The organism is Sphingomonas sp. PEI4, from assembly GCF_056679955.1.
This window is the reverse complement of record NZ_CM155258.1, coordinates 1,069,836-1,090,950: the sequence shown is the minus strand read 5'-3', so window position 1 is coordinate 1,090,950 and position 21,115 is coordinate 1,069,836. Positions and strand designations below refer to the sequence as shown.

Genomic DNA, 21,115 nt, shown 5'->3' with positions numbered 1-21,115 from the left:
CGAACGTGTCGATCCTTCGGAACAGCGACAAGAAGACCCGTTGGCTCCTGGCGAAGTACGGCCTGATCGACAAAATCTGGCGAGGATGGGAGTTCCCGGGGGACGGCACCTTCCAATGTGTGTGGCGGCTGTGGATCGGCGAGGGCTGTCCGCTACCCCCGCAGTTCGTCGGAGAGGCGCGGTTCAAGGTCTACCGCAGGTTGAAGAGGGCGTTGCGGGCGGGCGGGGAGCCGCATCCCGAATGCATGCTCGTCGAGCTCATCGCGCACTGGCCCGTGGCCACGCAGTCGCAGAGGTGGACTATGTTGTCCCGGCATCTCGGCATGCCGACCCAGCCTTCCATGGCGAAGCTCGGCGAGTTGACGGGCGTGGCGAACAAGGAGACTCGTCCCATGGGTTGGGCGGAATGCGACGAACTCTTAGCCGAACTTCCGGCTTCGAAGCGTGCAGCATTCGGTGCGTTCCTTGCGCAGGAACGCGAACCGGAGATTGTCATGCCGAACGGCCGACATATCGCACGGGTGAAGAAGATCCAGAACCCGTCGGTGCGGTTGCTCGCTGCCTGTCTTCTCATTGCGGGTGCCGGGGACCGCAAGGGTCACAGCTCGAATAACAACTGGGTTCAGAACTGCGAACGGTACGACGACATCCTGCCCCCCGGCGAACTGACGCACCGGCCAGTGGAGGTGGATGCGGTGCTGCATCAATATCAGAATGGTGAGCTACGTCCAACGGACAGGCCAAACGCGCGACAGACCTCGGTGCTCATGTACAGTAGCGCCCTGAACATCGCCACCGACTTGCTGGCCCGCGTGCTCGGCGACGATGCCAGCAAGGTGTCGTCGCTTCTTCCCGCACCGCCGTTGCCCGGCTCCTTCCTCGGGAGGAAAAGCAGAAAGATGCTGAAGAAGTCCGCCCAGCCAGGGCGGGATGCTCGCGTCGATCACGTCGTCGACGTAGTCGGGCGGCTTGGTCAGATCATGGTGGCGGTCGAGAACGTGGTGCACCAGACCGAGCAGATGATGGCGAGATGTCTGATCGCTCTCGAGACCGCCGAGGCTGACCTCGATGCGGGTCTGAGGGTCGGTTTCGACTATGAGGGCCCGGTGGTGAGGGAGGATGGCTCGCTCGGCGACGTCGACCAGGTCATATCATTCCGCATTGAACGGGAAGCGACCCTGCTCGAACGCGCGCACGCGCTGGATCCTTCCGATGTAAGCATACGCAGGCGGATGCCGCGCGACCCGTCGCGCGTCGGGCGGTATGGGGAATATCACACTCCGGAGAACTGGCGCCGGCTCTATGTGGTCTACGAGGGCACGCGGCCGTCGATCGCGGGCGGCGAATGCGTGGAGCCCGGGCTTGCCGATCTGTTCCGCTGGGGGATGCTCGAGAGCCGGCGTCGCCACGCGTTGCCGATCGATGAGGAGCGCGATCGGCTCCACCTGAAGCACGGGCTGCGGAAGCCGACGAGGTCGGTCGAAGGCCTGCTGTGCACTCACCGGTCACGACGCACTGTCGCCAACATGGCAAGGACTGCGGATCCCGCGGCTGGCGCGATCGTCGTGCCTCTTCTCGAGTACTACCATGCGATGTGTTACGCGAGAATCGTCGTCAGGTACGGTATCCGCTGGGGCGCACGCTTCGGCGAGACCATGCAGCTGCGGCTCGGTGGCGACTGCTTTCGGACGCACAGGATCGCAGGCGTCGAGGAGGTGTATCTCGCGCTGAAGCCGAAGGGGTGGGTCGAATACGGTAAGTTCGGCATCGACCAGGGGACCATCGACGCGATCAGGCACGTTAAGGAGCTTTCGCACGCGCGCTGGTTTCCTGGGGTCGTGAACGAGAAGGGCGAGGACTGGCTTCCGGATACCCGCTTCGGTGACCGGAGCCGCCGCGATCAGATACCGCCGGCACCATACCTATTCGTCGGTCCGAATGGCGCGGTTCCGAACGACGTGCTCAGCTTCTACGTCGAGGTACTACTCTACCGTGTCGTCAAGGTCGGCGAGAGCGGCGCTCGTCATGGGGACCGGTATGTCTTCGCAACCATGCTCGGTCTGGACGGCGTCGGGTACGAGACGCTTGGGCATCTGCTGCACCATCGCCCTGGCTCGGCCATGGCGAAGCACTATGACCTTTCCGCGCACGTAGTTGCTGCCGACGCCGCGCGCGCGTTTAATGCCCGCGAGGATGCGGCCCTGCTCGGAAGGATCAGCGATGGATGATTTGTCTGCCGAATCTGCTTCGTCGCGTTCGGTCGATGCGGACGTGACGCAGCGTATCGTCGGACCTCGGCGGGGCTCCGCTGCAGCCAAACAGAAGCGTGACGCCGGCGGACGGTTCTCGCCCCGTCGTGCGCGCAAGGTCGCAGGCGCACCGCGCGGCCGGTCGGGAAGATCCGGCGCCAGTCATCATGCCCGCCTGTCGCACTTGGCTCTCGTCCGCGTGCTAGTCGAGCTGGAGCACCGGGTTGGCAGGCTCGAAGCCGAGAGGGATGGGGTCACTTGGAGTGATCCAGTGCAGCAGGTGCCGGCCAACGTGCACGGACTGCGCGCAGTCGAAAGCAAGCGGGTTGCGCAGACGGTGGCGATTTTGACAGACGTCATCGTGGACCTCGCCGTAGCGCGCGACGAGGTGATCAGGCACGATGCCGAGAAGCTGGCGGAGATTTTGTCGAAGCGGCTGGGCAGGAGGGTTTGGGGCCGCACGCTCTACCGGGCACCGTACGATGGCATCTGGCGGGAGCCCGAGGAGCTTGTGGGCCAGTCGATCGTCGACGGAGCCGCGAGCTTCTCGGAGCGCGCCCGCCTCCCGAGGCGTCATCTGATCTACAGGATTGAGCGCATGCAGCGGATGCGTGATGAACTGCTTGCTTTTCTCCGGACGCGGCTGGTCGCGCGCTCGGAGGAGGATCCGGACGCGTGGACCCCGCTTGCGCCCCCGCGTCCGAGAGGAAGTGCGCTGCACCTGATCTAGTGCGGGCCGGCCGTGCCGCGGCGGCCCGCGTGCTCGGGTCATGACTGGCGGTCTCTGGGGCGGTCACGGACCCGGTCCAGTTCATCCCGAGCGGCGATGAGGAGGCCCTCGCCGGCGATCCGCCCCAGCGCACCGGCCTCCACGCAGGCATCGATCGCCAGGCGCAGTGACCGAAGCAGCGCCATTCCCGCCTTCACGGGATCGGGCGCAGTGGGGATGTCCGTCGGTTGCGGCAGCGGGTCCACATTGGGATTCCAGATGTCTATCTGCGCCAAGCGACAGGTGACCGTTGCGAGGGGAGGGGTTGGTTCCGGACCGTCCGCGATGGACACTTGGAAGACGGCTTGGTCGGGCCAGCTTCGACGAAGGGCCGCGGAACGCAGCAGGGACGGATCGTCGGATGCGATCCAGCCGCTCGTAGTTGCGCCCTTCCGCGTGGGCAGTCCGGGCCGAGGCGTCGCCGGCACGGTCCATCTGAGGCGGTGCTCGCGCCCGACGCTGCGTTCTTCCGACATGGCGGTTCTCCTTGACATAAGATCAGGGCACTTTTCCGGGACGATATTGTTCGGAACGGCGGGCCTCGTGATCAGACTGCACGGTACCGGCTTCATTCACGGTTGACCGCGGTGCAGCGATCCGCGAGCTGAACCTACCCGCATCCATCGACCGACAGGTGCTCGTCAGCGACGATCCGGCCGTGCCTGTCGCCTATCGCTCCCGCGAAGCGATCGACTTCTATCTCCAGCCGATCCCCGACGGCATCTGGGAGAACGAGGTCACGGTCCGATCGACCCGCGCCGCCCGCATGTACGAACCCGGCGCATGGATCGCGCGCGTTTCCCCGACGTCGCTGCTCATGGTCGTCGCGGCCGAGGACCGCGTCACCGTCTCGGACGTGGCGCTCGGTGCCTACAAACGCGCGCTCGAGCCAAAGCGACTGACGCTGATCTCGGGCGGTCATTTCGATCCCTACCGATTCGCGTCATGGCTTTACCGAATGGCCCCTTTTCTGGCTCGGCGACTGCCGTCCGGATCAACCGACATTGAGCGTTTTTGCCGTCTTGCGTTGCCTCACACTCAGCAATCGGGAGCCGTGTTGAGGTCGGATCAGCTTTGCGACGCTCCGCCATCCACAGGCGGACTTCGTTCAAGCTCGTGCCGCTTTTCCACGCGTTTTTAACCTATCCTGGGGATTGAAGCCGCATGCGAATTTTCTCGGCGCACACGATCGTCGGATCAATGAGGTATCGCGTCCTTCGACGAAGGGTGGAGACCGCGCTGCCCACCGAAGTTCACTCTGCGGAAACCAACTGTTACCCTCGTCACAAGTTTTCGGGTCAAGCCGACGGATTGGATTGAACAACGGATGCCACCACTGACAATCATCTCCCGAACCCTCTCCGAGACGGAAGCGCTGCTGCATGGTAGCGAATTCAGCCCAAGCGAGCCAAGCTTTGACGCGGCGCGACTCCGCGCCGAGGTCGAGCTGTTTGGCGACCGGAGCCCACATGATTTCGTCCTCGTCGAATATGCGATTTGGACCGCCGAGGCGATACGGACCCTGGACGCCCGCCGCGTCGCGCATCCGTTCCACCAGGTGCGGCCGCTCGACCGAATGCAGGTCCTGCTGTCGTTGGCTCATCATGTTGTGACCGACCGTCATCAGGCGGCGCTCGATCATGGAACGGGCAAAGGGTTGGAGTCCGGAAGGAAGCCGCAAGGCCGCGCTTCGCGCGGCGTGTCCAAGATACGCCCGCAGGAGGCTTTGGAGACGGTAATCGACAGCATGATCTACGTGGTAAACGACTCGTTGGTCGGAGCTCGTTCCTCGCGGGAGGGTTCGGAAGAAGGCATCACCCCGGACAGCATCGGTACCGAAGCGGTTTACGAGTACTTCGCCTTCGCCTCCGAGTACCGCACGATCGTTGCGAGATGGCAGCGTGTCATGCTGCCGGGGGTCAAACTGCAACGGAATTATGCGCACTGGAATGTGGAGTCCGAGCCCTCCTACGGAAAGCGGGCCGCTGTCGGCGAGTTTCGCAAAGGTCAGCAGCAGATATCCGACCGCCAGCAGCGGTTGCGGACTTGGAACCATCTGGGCACGCCCAAGTCGGTGGTCATGGGTGTCAGAATGCCTTCGCGGCGGACCCATTCCTTTCGAGAGGATGGTTGGGTCTGGCGCTTCGAGGCCGTCTCGAGCGAATGGGTGATCGACGATGCCGCCAAGCTCGATCGGACGCAGATTTCCGGAGCAATGTACGCTTGGATTGCGGAACTAGCCGAGGAGGTCTTCGACGAAATCGGGACGACCGGCCGGGGGCTATTGGAGGCATGGTTGGTTCTACGTGAGTTGGCCCGTTCCTTCGTTGAGGAGGAGGGGGAGGACGGTTTGCCACCTCCGCCGCTCGTCTTGCACGACGAGGATCTAGTCGCCCATTTGGTTCTCTCCCTCGAATGTTCGGATGAGCAGGCGGCGGCGTATCTGCAATTTCTCCGCAACGACGGACAGGTTCTTCACGAGCTGTATGGGCACCCGCTGATAGATTTCGGACCGGGCAACATTCTGGTCTTCATTCCCGGCCTTCTCCATGCCGACGTCGAGCGTGTGATGGTGAGATGGCTGAGCCAGAACCTGAAGACGGCCAAGAGAACGCCGGAGAGGGGGAGGAGGAAGCAGAGGGCCAAAGCCAATGTCGATCGATACGCTCTCAAAGGTGACAGGTTCGAGGCGTTCGTCAGATCCATTCTGATCCAGGCCGTTGATGCAGCAGAGCTTCCGGGTTGGCGCGTCGAAAGCGAGGCGGTTCGCTTTGAAGGCAGCGAGACCAGGAACGGACGGGAATTCGACATCGTCATCACTTTCGGTTCGACGATCCTGATCGGCGAGGTGAAATGCAGCAGCCACCCCGCCGACCCCACGGAAATCAGGTATCGCGAGAATCTCATTTCGCGCGCGGTCGTGCAGGTCCGGGATCAGGTCGACTGGATACGGCAGAATTGGGAGGAATTCCGGGAACAGGTTTCCGTGCCGTTGTCAGCCTCGATCCAAGACCACCGCATTCTCCCGGTCGTGGTGATCGACGGCTGCTACGGGCCGGGATTTCCCGTCGATGGCGTCCCCGTGATTGATGGGGGCGATCTGAGAAGCTTCATCCTCAATGGCCGATGGGACCATGACAAGATCGGCATGGACCTGAGCGGTTGCGGAAGACTGTATTCCAACGCGGCGGAAGCGGAGATCATGCTCGAGCCGTTCCTCGAGCAATCGCCTAAGATGACGAGGTATCTGCTAGCCTGCCGACCGAGGAAGATACCCTACGGCACGTCCGCCCCGTCGACAGCGCGGTTTGACTACAACGATTGGATCGTCGACGAACGGCGCCTCGGACGCGTGTCCGAAGAACAGCTGCGCTCGATCGCGATGGAATTTCGCGATCGGGCCTTCGCCAGAGTGGTGTCAAGCTGACGTCCGACGGATTCCGAGGATCCGGGCAATGAAGGCAGGCCCGCGTCGGGTATGCCTCAACTTCGACGATCTGGGCCGTGGGAGCCACCTCCACTTGGCGGACTGGGTTCCGGCGACCAGGCCTCGGCCATCAGACGCGTCGATCCTAGTCGACCGTCCATGCCCAAATGCACTCCCTTGCTGAAGGCGGCGCGGGCGGAGCGGACGGCGAGTCCGGGGGAGGGGATCATGACGGGGGAGCAAGTCGCCGCGGTTGCACGGCACCCGGCGCATAACCACGACATTCGATACTATGGCCATCCGAGGCACAATGGAGACAAATCACCCGCCGCCGCTGGTTTTCGCCTGGTCATCTGTGCTCGAGCCGCCTCACGCCTATAAGCGAGATGGATGGGCCACCGCGACGATACCAAGGTCGGCCGACTCGCAGATGGTTCGCCGGCACGCCTGCCGGCCTGCAGCAGCGGCTGTCGCGAGGCCGTGCAACGGCCTTCCCGATATATGAGTATTTGATTTGAGAGGTAAGGTAGAGGGGAAAATAGCGAGGGCTGCGGCCCCGCGGCTCCGCCTGTACAGAGGCGGATGTTAAGAATTCGTTACCGGGTTTGGATCGGCAGCTGTTGAAAGCTGCCGATCCGAGCGATCATTCGGCTTGCTCGAATGTCGTAGCCAGCGTGTCGAAGTCGAGCACGGTCACGAGCGCCCCGATAGGCGACACGACGGGAGCCTTGCCGGGGTTGCGCGCCGCGCGTGCAAGGACGGCCGTGCGCGCAAGCTCGTCGCCCGACTCCGGGAAGTCGCCGACCATGTCCTTGAAGATGGCGCGACCCTTGGAGTTTATTTTCAACATGGCATTGAGCGCAGGAAAAAGCAGAACCGCCGCGCTTTGGCGGTCGCGTTTCCAAAGGCGACCGTTCGGAATTGCGAGAGCTTGCTTCAGGCCGTCCGTCAGAACCGCGTGGAAGCCGCAGGGACCATCGTGGGGCTTGGACGGATCGAAGGATGCGAAGACCATTTGATAGTTCTTGTTAAGCCCGAATTTCGCCAATTCCTTTTCGTCCGCTTCCGAGGGCGGTGGTCCGCCAAGGAAGATCGTGTCGACGTCGGAACGCCCGCCAAGGCTGCGTGGTGTCATTTCATGGCGTATGGCTACGGTCACGTCGTTGATGCCGTTTGAATCGAACGTGTTGCTCATGCTGCGTCCTTCCGCTGCGCCCTGCGGGCGCTAGGTTTCGATGAATGAAGTCTTCAAGAAGTTTTCCCCTTCCTGATGATCTTCGATCAACAACCATCATGATCAACACAGGATGCTTGGTGCGGCTAGGTTTCGGTTGGCCTCAAACGTCTCTGTCACGATCTTTAGGGCCGGCACGGCGAAGGAAATGGAGTCTATCGTCGTGCAGAGCGTAAGCCTATTTGCAGGCCGGCTGCGCCGGCTGGTCGCCGAGGCGACCCGTAAGGGTGTCGTCGGCGGCAACTGCCTTAGACCACCAGTTCGACGGAACCGGGGAGGGCGGCGGGGGATCGTCGCGCCGTGCGTCGCCGAGGCGGTGATACGGCGCGAACGAACGGGGCATGATGCCGGCTCGGATTGGATTCGAAACTCCCCTGCTTGAATTCGTTTTCGGCAGACCAAGCAAATTGAGAGGGCGCCCGGCGGCGGACACCATGCCTAACCCGTCCGGTACGGCGTGGTTGCGAAGGCGTTGCTCCACGCTTCGCGCGCTATCTGGATTTGATCTCGATCCGGCAGAGGTTCACCCGGTGGAGGTCAGGTCCTTTTCGGTATTCGACGGTCGTGGCGCGAATGCTGCGAACCGCGCATTCATTGCGGGGCTTGATGGCGCCGCTCAGCCTTCGGTCCCGCCACTCGCATCCAACTCGGCGCGAACCGACTGTGGCAGCAGGTCGAGGATGGAGGAGTCCGTCCAATCGACGGCTCTGCGGTCGATGCGGATCGTCACTTGCGAGAACAGCTGCGCCAAGTCGTTACCGCCCGCCGTGACTTCGAAGGCGCCGTCGCTTTGATACTTCCTGGGCCATAGTGCGACGATGTCTTGGTAGATGCGTCCGGGGCGGAAGTCCTGGCAGCCATAGGATCCTCCGGCGCCACCGAAGGACGGCCGGTCGTGCCACTGCATTTCGACAGGGTTGGAACGACGCGTGGCGGCCGAGGGCATCGAATGCATGGCGACGGACTGCATCATCTGTTCCTGTCGATCCAGTGGTCTCTCGGGTGGGTCAGGTAGAGCCGCCGATCCGGCCGCCGACTCGATATCACGGTCTCCGGCGAGCAATCCGTAGGCGGGGGACGATATGCCGACGACGAGCTGCATGATCGACACCTGGCCCACGTTCTCGACTTCGAAGGCGATCCGCGGCAACTGCGCGATCCGAGCGATGGGCTCATGCAGTGTTTCGAAGTAGCTCGCGACGGCTACCCGGTAAGCTGCGTAGCCCTCGTTGTAGGACTCGATCTGGTATTCGCCGATGCTACCGAACGAGCCGCCGAAGACGAGGGAGCGCATGGGATCCACCCGAAGCCGATGCGGTGGGTTACCTTCCAGCACGCGTTCGACCAACCTTCCACGAACAATGGGGTCCAACGGCGGCAGGGTCGGGGAAACGTGGACGACCACGCCGTCCAAGGCGTCTGGAAACGAGATTCGAACGGCTGGCCGTCGGTCGAGGGCCGCCTTCAGATCACGTTCCGTCTGGGTCAGCTTTCGCCTCTCGTCGGTCAGCTGTTCCGGAAGAAGCCAGGACGCCGGCGGTGCGTGTGCGGTGAGGCCGGCGTCCTTGGCGCTAAGTCGGGGACCTGTGTCGTGCGACAGGAGCTCGGCACCGCCGCCGAACTCGGCTGCGGCAACCACGAGGCGGTCGTCGTTCGAACCTTCGTCGAGGTCGGGGTACGAACTCCAGTCGGGACGTCGTCGCGGCGCGATCGTAAGGGTGACGCGGGGCGGCTGCTCCCTCAGGACAACCGTTCGCTCGTCAGTCTCCGCCGCCTCGTCGATCATTGCGAGGGCTCGACGTGAGCGGTCTCGCAGTCGCGCCTTGGTACTGACTTTGAAGCGGTCGAGCTCCTCGATAACCGGTCGTGCCACCATGACGGCAACGTGGTCGGCGCCGGGCAACAGTTCGCGCCAGGGAAGGTCGGCTAGGTCGCGTAGCTGAATGAAGGCATTGGTATCGACGAATATCGTTCTGGTGGCCGTCATGTTCCGACGATGACCGTCGGATGGGGATCGCGCAAGGCCATGTCATGTGGTTGAATAGAAGCAATAGGACGCGTTCGGCACGCGAGGTCGCAATTCGGTGGGCGGTCGGGATGTGGAGCTACGGCCCGTCCGGTCGGTCGGGGGTCGGCGCGATGCTATTGGGCGCATTCCGCTCGCAGTGCACTTCCGGCGCTGCTTGAGTGCCTGACGCTCGACCGCAGGTTCGATCGCATCAAACTCGATGCGTCGTTCGTGGCGGCGATCGATCAAGATGGACAAGCGGTTTCGATTCTGCAGTCGGTCGTCGCCCTGGGCAGGACATTGTCAATACCGGTGCTGGCGGAAGGTATCGAGGAGGACGCCCAATTGCGTATCGTCGCAGATGCCGGATGCTCGGCCATTCAAGGCCATCTCATCGGCCGACCCTCGCGCGACCTAGTGAGTGCGAACTCGATCCGATCAATCGTGAATCAGGCGACGCGAGGCTCCGGGGCAAACGTCTCACTGGTCGCCTGACGAAATATCAACGGATTTAGGGTGAGGGGCCGCATCTGGCGCCTCAAGGCCGTCGCAGGTCAGGTCTTCGAAAGTCCGGGCCTCTCCCGATCAATCTGCGGAGCTTCGTCAGCGAGTTCGTAGCGTAAGGTCCACCGGGGATAGCCACTCGGGGTCATCTCGATATCTGGCAGCCCGACCGGATCAGTTCCAGTTTCGACCCAGCCCGCACCATGGCACCTATCGCAACCGGTACGCTTGCAGCGGAAGCTCACCAGATCGTCTGCCTTCGCAGACAGGGCAGATGGTATCCAAAGTGCCTCTGCGTGGCTGAACTGGTACGCTGTCGAAGGCATGCGGGCTGTCGGGACCATCGCATTGGACGATGTTGCTGGCGTGAGGCATGCGTCCTCCTCGTTCTCCCAACGGCGAAATGCAATACGGTCTCGTCTCCCCTACGATTGGTCGTTACCTGCTGCGCCCTGTCGATCGTGGAGCGGAGCGACGGCTTCTCCGGTTGCGTTTCCATCTCCAGCTGGACTTCTGGAAGGCGGCCCCGGCCGTCCGTATGACGCGCAGTCCGATTGGTTGTCAGCGGGATCCAAGATGGGTGGGACAGGCATTCGCGCTGATGGCGTATCGCGGGCGGATGGGATTCGCGAAATCGTAGCGCAGGGCATGCAGTGGCCGCTCGCCGGGAGCTGAAGAGATGCGCCTGGAACCCGAATGCATGAACGCCGTGCCGGTCGCCGGCTTGAACAGGCAGTAGCGCGTCGTCGGAAGATCAGACACATTGCCAGCCGGACAGTTTCCGCCGCTATCGTGTCAAAGGGAGCCGTTCGGAGAAATGATTGCTGCCGGTAACATTCGCGGGATTGGTTGCGACATTCGTACTCCGTCGTCGCGCGGTGCTGATCATTATGGTGTAGGACGCATCGAAGGCTTCACGAACGATTGCCGGTTCTGTGACGATTGAGCTTCGATAGCTGGGTGATGGTTGAAGTGGGGCTTCGCTATCTGGTTCGGTTCATGACTAATGCGGCCATCGGTCGGCGAGCCGTCTTATCGTTTCGGCGACGGAACAATCTTGGGAACAGCGGGTATGATGGTAATGGACTTCCCGTGGACGGAGCGGGCGACGCTGGTACGCATTCTCAAGTCCGATACGGCCGATCAACGAGCCAAAGAGGTCCTGTTCGAGGGATCGTTGCTGGACTTGGTTAAAAGGATCCGTTCGATGAGGGCGACCGAGCGGCATGGGCTCCGTTTGACTCTGCCCGACGGACACGCGCGCCCGCACACCTTTCAGGCCGAATCTCTGTCTGCGCTGGTCGAGAGCATTCCTGAATAGGTGAGACGGAGGATATCTCGGATTGGCTCGCGGTTCGTCCTGGGTAGAATCGGTCCCATTATGTTGGCGCGCCAGACGCGGACCGAGATGAAAACACCAATTGACTGGTGATGAGGTGGTTTGGCTAGCCGCGTAGAGCGGCGACGGCTTGCCGTGCCGTATCACCCTGTGGCGCATCGAAGCGCGGACCCGAACCGTATAACCCCATATTCGCTGAGTAGCATGTCCGATCCGGAATAGGCCTACCCGATGTCCGTCAATCGTTACTCGAAGACGGACGAAGAATGCGACGGTCGGCTTCGTTTCGGCCGTAACGCATTTGCTGGACCGCCAACACGTTTTCACGAGATGCGGTCCCGAACGGCGAGCACTTCTAGCGTAGTTCGTAGCTCAGGCTGCCAGTACCCTTTGCATCATCGGTAGCGGATCGCTTCGATGGACGATGGCGGAACAGCCCTCCGGTCCGAGACCGAGCGTCAATCTGCTTGCTTCTCCCGCACCCAGGACCGGCATGCGTCGGGCGAGAAGCTCTGCAAGCGCAGCGTCTTCAACCGCGATCACTACCTGTCGCCCGCTACTGACAAGTTGGGCCAGAACCTCCGCGAGGTTTACGGTTCTGAAATCATCCACGTGCTGGACCGGATCGTCGAGGAGAATGGAGCGCCACCGGCTCCATGCGAGTGACAGGTTGATCGAGAGAAGGAAGGCTAGGCCTGTCGCTCGTCGCTGGCCACTTGAGAACAGAAATTGCGGGTTGAGGCCTGCCCCGACCTGCAAGGAGAGGAACCGCCTCAGATCTCCGCGAATCGAGTACTCGATGTCCTGCCAAACCGGATGGGGACGAAGCCGCCCATAGAGTTCGGCCATCAGCGGCAGGACGCGCTCCAGGCGAAGGTCAAGCGTTTCCGAGCCCGCTCGTCGGGCTGCGTCGTGGAGCGCGCTGGCAATACTTTCGGAGCGGCGTGCCCGACCCGCTCGATCCTGAGCTCGGCTGAGACGAGCGCGTGCTTCTTCCAGGAGCGCCATGCCGTCCTCGATCTGACGGTTCTGTGTCACCGTACCCAACACCCGGAGCGCATGGCGAGCAGCCTCGAGCTCTGCTGTTGCCTCGTCGCGAAGGTCAAGCACAACGACCCGTTCGACGTTGTTTGCGAGGCCTACCCCTCCGAGTAGCAGGTGTCGGGCCTCGAGCGCGTGACGCTGTCGACCGGTACTGTCGACGAGGGCATCGAGTGATCGGTTCGCGTCGGCAAGCGTCTTCTCCGCGCTCGTGATCGCGTCCCTCCGTCTGGTGATCTCAGCTGCGATCGAGTTGGCCCATCGATCCATCGTTTCGATCGTCGCGGCGGCCTTCGCGAGCCCTGCCGCGAATGATGACGCATCGTGATCCGCGGCACACAAGGGACAGCTATGTTCCACGAGACCGATTTTCGTACCAATGCTCCGCAACTCGTGAAGTTGCGCTACTAGTTCTGCCGTCGGTCCGGCGATCCGTTCCTCCTCGGGGTCTGGAAGAAGCGCTAGCTGCGCCTCCGCTTCGACGATCTCCGTCCTGGCCAATTCAATCGCGACTTCGCTCTGGGCGAGGGCAGATGCATCGCGCTCATACTCCTCCCAGCCTGAAAGGATCGTGGTCAGGTCTCGAACGTGCCGCTCGCGCAAAGCCACGAACTGGCGGCTCGGTGAAATGAGCTGATCGGGGGCCGTGGGGCCGAACCGAAGCAGATTTGTAAGAACGGCGCTTGCCTCCGTGATGGCGGCTTCGGGCACCAGCGTGGCTCTTGCATCGTCGATCCTTCGGCTCGCTTCCGCGATAGCGGCGTTGGCCGCTACCACTTCAGACTTCGCCTGATCGCTTCTCTTCCGCGCGATCGTGGCCAACCGGCTACCCCGGTCGGCCCAGTGGTCAGCGTCGGTAGCTCCTATCGCCTGACGCAGCTTCGCGTATCGTTGCGTCTCCGAGAGATCGAGGCTCAGGCTGGCGATCGTCTCATCGCGGATGATCGACGCGGCGCAGAGCTGGAGAAGCGGGGACGGGGGTGCCATGCCCGCGTTCACCATGCCGAGTTCCACGCGCAGCAGCATTTCGGGCGTCGGCGCGCTGATAGGCGTCCTTCTGAGTACGATGGCTTCGCCGCCGTCGTGCAGGGTTAGCTCGACGAACCGCTCGGCGGGGGAGGGACCGTCGCCCTTCCACCATATGTAGTCCTCGACGCTTTCGCCGCCGGCCTTCATATCGCCGTACTTGCTGATGTGCCCGGTGAGTGCGAACTCGATCGCATCGAAGATCGTGCTCTTTCCGACACCGTTGCGCCCGTCGATTACCGTGAACCCGGATGCAATGGGCACGTCGACCGGCTCGCGGAAACCGCGGAAGCCGCTAATGCGAACACGTTCGATTATCATGCGCGGTCCTCGATGATCTGCATGACGACGCCGTCTTCGGCACCCGACAAAAAGGCCTCAACGAGGTCGGCGTCGACTTCGGTGCTGCGGGATGCGATTTCACGGCTCATGTCGATTGGTTCTAGCGAGGGCGCCGAGCGGAAGGGCAGTAGCGGAAGAAGCGCCAGCCGCGCGGCCGTGGCTCCTGTCACTCCTGCCTTGGTGATCTTGCGCATCGCTTCGAGATCCTCTTCGATCTGGCCGAGCGCAAGCAGTTCGCCCAGATCCGCGGCGCCCCGTGAGATCAACACCAGATAGGCGTTCCACGCCTTTTGCCGGGCAGCTTGCAGGGCGTCGCGGTGCCGCATTGCGATTCGATCACGATCCGACTTCCATGAAGCGAAGAGTTCGGCCGGACTTTCGTAGACGACCACGAATCCGATGATGGTTGAGTCCTCGAAGGCCAGCGCCTCCAGGGGCCTTGCGATGCCTTCTGCGGGTATTTCCGCATGTCGCGTTGAGAAGCCCGCTTCGGCAAGCACGGCCGCGCAGTTCTCCAATGTGTCGTTCATATGGTCGCCTCGAATTGGGCCCTTGTCATCCAGCTCGGCCCGGCGCCCCGCGCAATTGATCCGTCCGGCCGTCGCGCCAGGTCAGCCGGCAGCCCGACGTCGTCCGCGCCAACCGCTACGACCACATCCGGCGCTGCAATCGGCGGCATCTCCCAGCGGTGCTCGCCTTCTAAAGCATGCAGGAAGGATCCCGAACCACGGATTACGCGAACGTTACGCCCCCCAATCGTCCAATAAGCGCCGTTTGGCATTCCACCTGCTTCGCGTATCTGCAGGAGAGTCAGCCCCAATGCCGGTTCGTCGTGCGGCATCGACTGCTTGGCCGGCCGACCCGGTTTGCAACCGAGCAGATCTCGTCTGATCTGCCAGAGTGTGTCGTTGTCGAGGTCCGGAGCCTCGAGACTATCGTCTGACGGCGCCTTCCCGGCGAACAGCTGGTAGGCCGGTACGCCCTTGGCGATCGCGCGGTGAATGAACACCTTGGAGAATGTAAGTCTGAGAGCATCCAGGAATTCCGCTCCGGACGCTTTGAGATGGAAGGCTCCCTTGGTTCCGCGTCCGGCGAGCGCTGCGAGGTCGGGAGCTTTCGCGACGAACTCGGCAGTCGTCGATGGGTCCACGACCAGAACGGAAGCGGGCGCGACCGCGCCGAGCGTCTGAGCGATGACTTGGTTCAGATAATCCCAATCCGTCGAGTAGCCGACGATGAGGAGGTCCTTGTCGAGGAGGGCGTTGCTGAGCCACGTCTCGCTGCTCGCGATGCGGCCCATTACCGGCTCCGCGGTGAGCTGACCCGAAGCCCAGACCGTATTCTCGCGCTCCTGCACCCAGCATCCATGGATCTTGAGCATCGGCGCCGCGCCCCCTGGCGGTGCGGCGACCGCCGTGCCGTCGATACCCGTGAACACCTGACCGAGGAGGGATTGCCCGGCCGTCTCGACGAGAACATCGACGTTCGTCGTGACTGCCGCTTGCAACCCTCGGGAAAGCAGGAGGTCGGCTACGGCGACGTGCCCAGCGTTCGGCTTGGCGGCGAATACGTCCGGATCGACGAATTCGCTCAGGTACACGCCGAGTTCCCTTCTTGCGAAGAACTGTTCCGCCTGGTCTTCGATGCCCGCTGGCAGAGGAGGCCGCAGATTACCGTAGCGGGCGTCGTATTCGGTCTTTGCATCGGTAGCGATTGCGGCGGCACTGGGCAGGTTGCTAGGCGACGCCATCGACAGACCTGCGCCCGCGATGAGTACGAGGCGGTTGTTGAGGATCCCGTCGAGGGCGAGGGCAATGGCCTCCTGGTCGGTCGTCGGGGTCATTGAACTCAATTAGCCGCATGTCGAGGGCTGCGCCAGCGATTGGGGCGAGGTCGCCCCATCCGCCGTACAAATGGTAGGGTAAAAATTCTGCACGAGGGCATCTTAATGATGCGCCTCGGAAGCCCGCCTGAGGGGCGTGGTCTCCACCGAATCTGAGACAGCGACCTAGAGAGCCTCGTCTCGACGTCCCGCCAACTGGACTTCTCAAATCGAGGCTTCGCTTTAAGGTTTCCGCCGAAGTGCAACCCGGTCAATCCGTCGAAGGATCTGCGTGTCGTACGGTTCCATGCCAAGGTAGAGCTGCTGTGTCATATCGGCGAGATCGAGAAGGTTGTCGGTGCGAACGTAAGCGGGGCTTACCAGCTCGGCATGCCGTCCGCCCGCCTTTTTCCAGGTATCCCGCAACGAAAATTCGGCGAAGAGCTCGGTGCCTGTGAGCACGACGATGGGAGTGCGGGACCGGCCACGCTTCGATCCCTGCCGACGCCCCCACTCGGCCAGGACTTTCAGGCGACCGATTTCCTCGGCCGTCAGGTCGCTCGCCGAGCGCATAGTTGCGAACGCGATCGCCGCGCCTGGGAACTTCAGTGCAAGCTCCTGCATCCTGGCGACATCCTGCACCGTGAACGTGTCCCTACCAAAGCTCTTGGCCTCCCCAAAGACGAGGTGCGTCGTTTGTTGGGTACCGTACGTCCCAGCCCTGCGGAACCACAGTATGAAGTCAGCTTCCAAGCTGTGCCCGTTTTCGAAGTTCAATTCTTGCCCGGCACACCACGTGAGTCGATTGTCGCCGACATCGCCGAGCAGTTCGGCGAACAGCCGCATGGATAAGGCCGCGGCGTATCCTCCTTGCGCATAGTTCGGCTGGGCGAACGCTCCTATCAGACGGTATGCCCAATATGCATGCTTGGCATCGGCCGGATTGACCGACGGGAACCCGAACGTTCTCAGACAAAGCTGGCACTTCAGCAACATGCCCAGTTCGCCGAGTGCATACCAGCTCCAGCTTCCGCATTTGTCGCAACGGACCTCCAGGCCGATTTCGACGGCGTTGCGATCCACGAGGGTTTGAAAAGCGTTGGTGTTCCAAATGCTGTCGCGCGTGGCGAGGTTGATGCGATTGCGGAACTGATTGTGCTCCATGCTCCTATTCGTTGGTCGGCGGCTGATTTCGTTCAACAAGTGCACGATTCGCTCGCTCGCGAGGGCTGACATTCCGCGAAAACCGCCGAGTGTCTGGATCAGCTGTTGGGTTGCGCGACCGGAGCCCGACAGAGAGGACTTGATGCCGCGGGTGGCCAACCAACGACGGATCGCCGCGGCACCGTCTTCAAGCGACCAGAAGTGCTTCGAAGTGCCGTGAACGGCGAGAACGACGAACCCTTCACCGGTGGATAGGACGCCACCACGCCCGCCGGTGAAGGCAGGCACTTTGGGATCGCGGAAGTCGTCGGGGTAGATCGTTGCGAACGGCTCCTCGGTTCCGCCGAATGGAAAGGTGACCGCATTCGCCCATCGCGCTTGTCCAAATGGAAGTCCGACGAAGTCAGGCTCCAAACCGTCGAATTCGATCATCGGGCGATCGCCCTGCGCAACCACGCTGTGGCTCGACTCCTTCGCGGTGACTTCGGGACGGGTAGGGCTGACGACGATGTCCGGTGATGATCTCCAGATCGACGGATACCAGGTTTGAATGGTGTTCGTCCCCGGGGGATCGACGCGAAAATGATCGTGGAGCAGTTCCCCGACTGTATCTTTCGTCATTGATCGGCCGAACATGGTGACGGGCCTGATCATGACGCCGTTCTGGTTTCCAGGAAGAGGTCGATGATTCGAGCTGATGAAGCGGCGTACGAAAGGGGCGAGCTGCTCGGCGAATTGAATGGGAACTGGAACAACGGGTGCCACGCCGGCACGCAGGTTCCAAAAATCGATCAGATCGCCGGGTTTCGTACCGTCGAACACGAAGACCCGCGGGTCCCCGTGATGCCCGTACCGTATCCGCAGACCCTCATGTGTCACGTGCAACGGATTCATCCAGTTGCTCTCGAGTATGGAAGAGCTGCTATCCGCGTCTAGCGTCAGGACGTCGGGGGCGAATACCTTATCAAACACCCGCTGAAGATGGGCACCGAAGTCCGTATTCGAGAAACCTCCGAATACGCACGCCGCCATGGCGGCATGTTCCGGCGCCGCGGCCTCGATGCGGACGATTCGCTGAGGATCGCGTCGCGAAAACTGGAATGTCGATTCATGCAGCTCACGGTACACGCAGCCCATGCGAAGACCGTACTCACGTTCTGCATGCACGCTTTGCGTGTTCGTTCGGCCGCAAAGTGCATCGAGCGTGATCACACGGTCGCTATGGAAGCCGAGTCCGTCCGCCAGACCTGGCCGGGTTTCGATCAAGACGTCCGGTTCGAAGTAGTTCAGGTAGCCGTTGACGATCTGATCAGGCGTATCTCCGGAGTGTGTCCCACGGTCCCACCACGGGGGGCGCCGTTTGAACACGGGTATGACGGGGTTGTACTTTCCTCCCCAAAGACAGGTGTTCGTTTCGAACACCTGTCGGAGCGTGGCGGTATCACCCGGGGAGACGAGAAATCCGAAGCGTGTCGGGCGTAGGCGGACATTGAGGCGCATCGTGGTTGTTCCATCCTACGCTCACAGGTTGATGCGGGCTGGGGGGTGCGAACGGAGGTGGAGCGCCCGGTTCCGTTTCGCACCGGTATTAGTAGATTAGTCGGACAGCTATGTCCGCGCCGATGCGTGACATCAGGTGTTCAACCGCTTCGTCCGACCCCCTGATGCCGCGTAGCAGCGCCGACTGCCAACTGTTGCAACCGTTGAAGAGATCTGATTCCCAGCTTCGGACATCGATCTTTGCCTTGACCTCGTCCGAGCCGATCGGGTCCACAGGGCCCGTCGGGCCGATCAAAAGACGGGACAGGTCCCCCCAGAAGCGTTCGTTGAAGAGTCGCCACTGCTCGCCGAGCACGTGATCAAGGTGAAAGGCGACGATTGCTTGCAAATCGTCAGGCAAATCCTGCTCGGGCACACAGTGGAAGGTCGCCGCCTCGAACGGCGGCTGGGGTATGGTCCGCCACAGGGCCCGGTCAGCCCAGTCGTCATAATACGGGTGAATGAACCGCGATGGCGACTCGGCCCCTCGAAAAGTGTCGCCTTTCGATGAGGAATTGCAATGAACGCATGCCGGCACGAGATTTTCGAACAGGATCGAGAATTCGGGGAAATGCTGTCTGGGTAGGTAGTGATCTACGGATCCCGTGGTTTGTGAGCCGCACAAGGGGCAACAGCTCAGCTTCGCCCCGCGTATCGCCCGGACCGCTTGTCCATTCTTTCGGCTTTTCCACAGATTTCGAAGCGCCGTGCCGGCACCTTCATCGAAAGAAGCCGCAGCGACATGCCACGGATTGCCTCCATTCTCTCGGTAGATGGCGTTCGCGTTTGCCCAAGCGTCCCGGTGAGGCAGCCACTCCGCATCGGCCCAGAGGCCTGCGAAGTTCGCATCGCCTGCCTGCGGTGGCAAAGGGAGACGCTTCATATTTCGTTTCTCGAACGGATCAGCCTCGCCAGATAGGACAGCGTTTCTGGGTTCAGGAGTCCGGAATATTCTTCTACCAATCGCTCCACCGTCAGCCCCGCAGGCTGTTGATCGACCCATTCGCGTAGCGTGCGAAGATACAAATGGTCGGGTTCGGTGTCGCCGAAGACGAATTGCGATATCGCGTCGATGCTCGCTCCGAACGTCTGCATGCGGGGCTCGAGTGCGAGCGCACCGCCATCGTCGACGACGAGTACTTTGACGCTTCGGCTTGGTACTTCGCGAACGACGTAGGCTGAGTGGGTGGCGATGATGGCCGCGGAACCGGTGAGATCGAGAAGTCGTCCGAGCATCGCCATGAATCGCGAAACGAAATTCGGATGAAGATGGGTCTCCGGTTCGTCGAATAGAAACAATGTCGCTCTCTCCACGGCTGCCGTCGACTGTGCCGCAAAGCGCAGTAGCGCAAGCTCTCCGCTGCTGAGCGGACGATGTTCGCCATTGGTGATCACCATCGGAGATGCTTGGGTCACGACCCGGGAGATCATCCGAAGACGGTTTCGCTCGGGCATTCTCCCGAAGATTTTCGCGTAGAGCTTTCCGCCGTGACCTACGACGCTGCCACCTAGGTTGTCCGGGGGATCGACCGGACGCAGTTCGACATGGAGATGAGCACGGACTCCCAAGGGTTCGATCATCTCCCGCAACAGGTCCATTCTACCACCGTCGGCAAAAGCACCGTCCGTGAGATCCTCGCGGAGGCAGTCCAAGAGGGCGAGCGTGAGGTCGTCGTCTGGCTCGTCCCGCCGACCCGTCATCGAGTGGTAGCGGTAATCCAGTCCCGCCCACGGCGGAATGGCGCGAGGAAATTGGTCCGTCGCCACGGATGACAGGACCACCAGCTTGCTGAACCTGGGCGGCGGATCGAAAGTCGCCGCCGGTCCGTCGCCTCGCAGCTCGGGCCAGGGCGCGGCCGCGAGTAACCCATCGACCAGAGAGCGAAGCAACCGGGTCTTGCCGCTGCCGTTGCTGCCCAGAAGAACCGCCATACGGCCGCGTAGTAGCGGATTGTTCTCGAAGGCTATCGTCAGTTCATAGGCTGTGGGCAGGCCGGGCAGATTGGCGGTCATCGTGAAGGTCTGCGCCGCGTCTTCGAGGATCGGCAACGGCTCCATCCGCAAGTGGCGTCCTCCTCGACGTAGAGCGACCCAGGTTCGCTCTTGGCGTAGGGCGGCTTCGTGGAAGTCCTGGGTGCGCGTCAGAAGGAGAAATGGTTCGTCCCGCTTCTCCGCATTGGCGAGAACTACGTCGTGCATGCCGCGAAGCGCGGCGGTCGCACTGGCGAGTCCCAGCTGCGTGACGATGTCTCGGTACGACCCGTCATCCATCATGATGGTGCAGAAGATGTCCGGAATGTCGTTGAGGGCGAGGGTGGGCCGTTCTCCAAGCAGCTCCTCGATCCGCCCCCTGGATCGCTCGGCATCGGCGAAGACCAGGAATGCTTGAAGACGGTGCGGTTCACCTTCGTCCTTCAGGACATAGACGTCCGCATGGAAGTTCTTGCTGAAGTCGTTCCACTTGCCACGGTCCGCCGCGACGATGACCAGGGGCCGCGACGGCGTTGTCCGAATTGCGGCGGAGTGGTCGACCGCGAGTACGATCGTGATCTGAGCATCGACGGGGATCAGCATAAACGGAGCTGCTATCCCTGTCGTGGTCTTGCGGCAACGGTCACGTCCGTCGGCTCGTTACGTAGCCGATCGGATTT

The 21,115-nt window shown here is 62.0% G+C and carries 15 protein-coding genes; 6 read left to right on the top strand and 9 right to left on the bottom strand.

Features of this window, described 5'->3' with window-relative positions:
* Window positions 1-5: 5 nt before the first annotated feature.
* The gene (locus AC1MLZ_RS04790) at window positions 6-2,228 is read left to right on the top strand and encodes a hypothetical protein (RefSeq protein WP_480960689.1); all 2,223 of its coding nucleotides are present in this window, start codon (window positions 6-8) and stop codon (window positions 2,226-2,228) included.
* Window positions 2,221-2,979: a hypothetical protein gene (locus AC1MLZ_RS04785; RefSeq protein ID WP_151989704.1), complete on the top strand. Its 759-nt coding sequence runs from the start codon at window positions 2,221-2,223 to the stop codon at window positions 2,977-2,979. Before AC1MLZ_RS04790 ends, AC1MLZ_RS04785 begins: the two co-directional genes overlap by 8 nt.
* A 38-nt stretch (window positions 2,980-3,017) precedes the next feature.
* On the opposite strand, the gene AC1MLZ_RS04780 is transcribed toward AC1MLZ_RS04785, so the two are convergent.
* Window positions 3,018-3,254, bottom strand: coding sequence for a hypothetical protein (locus AC1MLZ_RS04780; protein ID WP_480960688.1), 237 nt, complete (start codon window positions 3,252-3,254; stop codon window positions 3,018-3,020).
* A gap of 398 nt (window positions 3,255-3,652) precedes the next feature.
* Here AC1MLZ_RS04780 and AC1MLZ_RS04775 point away from each other — a divergent pair, with 398 nt between their 5' ends.
* Together AC1MLZ_RS04775 and AC1MLZ_RS04770 are read left to right on the top strand one after the other, a co-directional pair.
* Window positions 3,653-4,159 (top strand): alpha/beta hydrolase family protein, encoded by a 507-nt coding sequence (locus AC1MLZ_RS04775; RefSeq protein WP_199860779.1) that lies wholly within the window; start codon window positions 3,653-3,655, stop codon window positions 4,157-4,159.
* 186 nt (window positions 4,160-4,345) lie between these two features.
* Complete coding sequence (locus tag AC1MLZ_RS04770) at window positions 4,346-6,445, top strand: hypothetical protein (protein ID WP_480960687.1); 2,100 nt, start codon at window positions 4,346-4,348, stop codon at window positions 6,443-6,445.
* Window positions 6,446-7,088: 643 nt separating this feature from the next.
* Here the strand turns inward: AC1MLZ_RS04770 and AC1MLZ_RS04765 are convergent.
* Both AC1MLZ_RS04765 and AC1MLZ_RS04760 read right to left on the bottom strand, forming a co-directional pair.
* Window positions 7,089-7,640: a hypothetical protein gene (locus AC1MLZ_RS04765; protein ID WP_151989701.1), complete on the bottom strand. Its 552-nt coding sequence runs from the start codon at window positions 7,638-7,640 to the stop codon at window positions 7,089-7,091.
* Window positions 7,641-8,295: 655 nt separating this feature from the next.
* Window positions 8,296-9,666: a PIN domain-containing protein gene (locus AC1MLZ_RS04760; protein WP_480960686.1), complete on the bottom strand. Its 1,371-nt coding sequence runs from the start codon at window positions 9,664-9,666 to the stop codon at window positions 8,296-8,298.
* Window positions 9,667-9,918: 252 nt separating this feature from the next.
* Between AC1MLZ_RS04760 and AC1MLZ_RS04755 the strand changes: the two genes are divergently transcribed.
* Both AC1MLZ_RS04755 and AC1MLZ_RS04750 read left to right on the top strand, forming a co-directional pair.
* The gene (locus AC1MLZ_RS04755) at window positions 9,919-10,182 is read left to right on the top strand and encodes an EAL domain-containing protein (protein ID WP_234422463.1); all 264 of its coding nucleotides are present in this window, start codon (window positions 9,919-9,921) and stop codon (window positions 10,180-10,182) included.
* Window positions 10,183-11,263: 1,081 nt separating this feature from the next.
* A complete protein-coding gene (locus AC1MLZ_RS04750; RefSeq protein WP_151989698.1) occupies window positions 11,264-11,512 on the top strand; it encodes a hypothetical protein in 249 nt (82 codons plus the stop codon).
* 390 nt (window positions 11,513-11,902) lie between these two features.
* Here the strand turns inward: AC1MLZ_RS04750 and AC1MLZ_RS04745 are convergent, their stop codons facing one another.
* From AC1MLZ_RS04745 to AC1MLZ_RS04720, 6 genes are all read right to left on the bottom strand, one after another.
* Complete coding sequence (locus tag AC1MLZ_RS04745; RefSeq protein WP_151989697.1) at window positions 11,903-13,918, bottom strand: ATP-binding cassette domain-containing protein; 2,016 nt, start codon at window positions 13,916-13,918, stop codon at window positions 11,903-11,905.
* Entirely contained in the window at window positions 13,915-14,469 is a 555-nt protein-coding gene (locus AC1MLZ_RS04740) for a hypothetical protein (RefSeq protein ID WP_151989696.1), read from the bottom strand. Before AC1MLZ_RS04740 ends, AC1MLZ_RS04745 begins: the two co-directional genes overlap by 4 nt.
* Complete coding sequence (locus AC1MLZ_RS04735) at window positions 14,466-15,782, bottom strand: SIR2 family protein (protein WP_480960685.1); 1,317 nt, start codon at window positions 15,780-15,782, stop codon at window positions 14,466-14,468. Before AC1MLZ_RS04735 ends, AC1MLZ_RS04740 begins: the two co-directional genes overlap by 4 nt.
* Before the next feature lie 222 nt (window positions 15,783-16,004).
* A complete protein-coding gene (locus AC1MLZ_RS04730; RefSeq protein WP_480960684.1) occupies window positions 16,005-18,425 on the bottom strand; it encodes a hypothetical protein in 2,421 nt (806 codons plus the stop codon).
* Window positions 18,426-18,513: 88 nt separating this feature from the next.
* Entirely contained in the window at window positions 18,514-19,347 is an 834-nt protein-coding gene (locus AC1MLZ_RS04725; protein ID WP_480960683.1) for an HNH endonuclease, read from the bottom strand.
* Window positions 19,344-21,038, bottom strand: a complete 1,695-nt coding sequence (locus AC1MLZ_RS04720) for an AAA family ATPase (RefSeq protein ID WP_151989692.1) — start codon at window positions 21,036-21,038, stop codon at window positions 19,344-19,346. The genes AC1MLZ_RS04725 and AC1MLZ_RS04720 overlap by 4 nt, the downstream gene beginning before the upstream one ends.
* Window positions 21,039-21,115 lie beyond the last annotated feature (77 nt).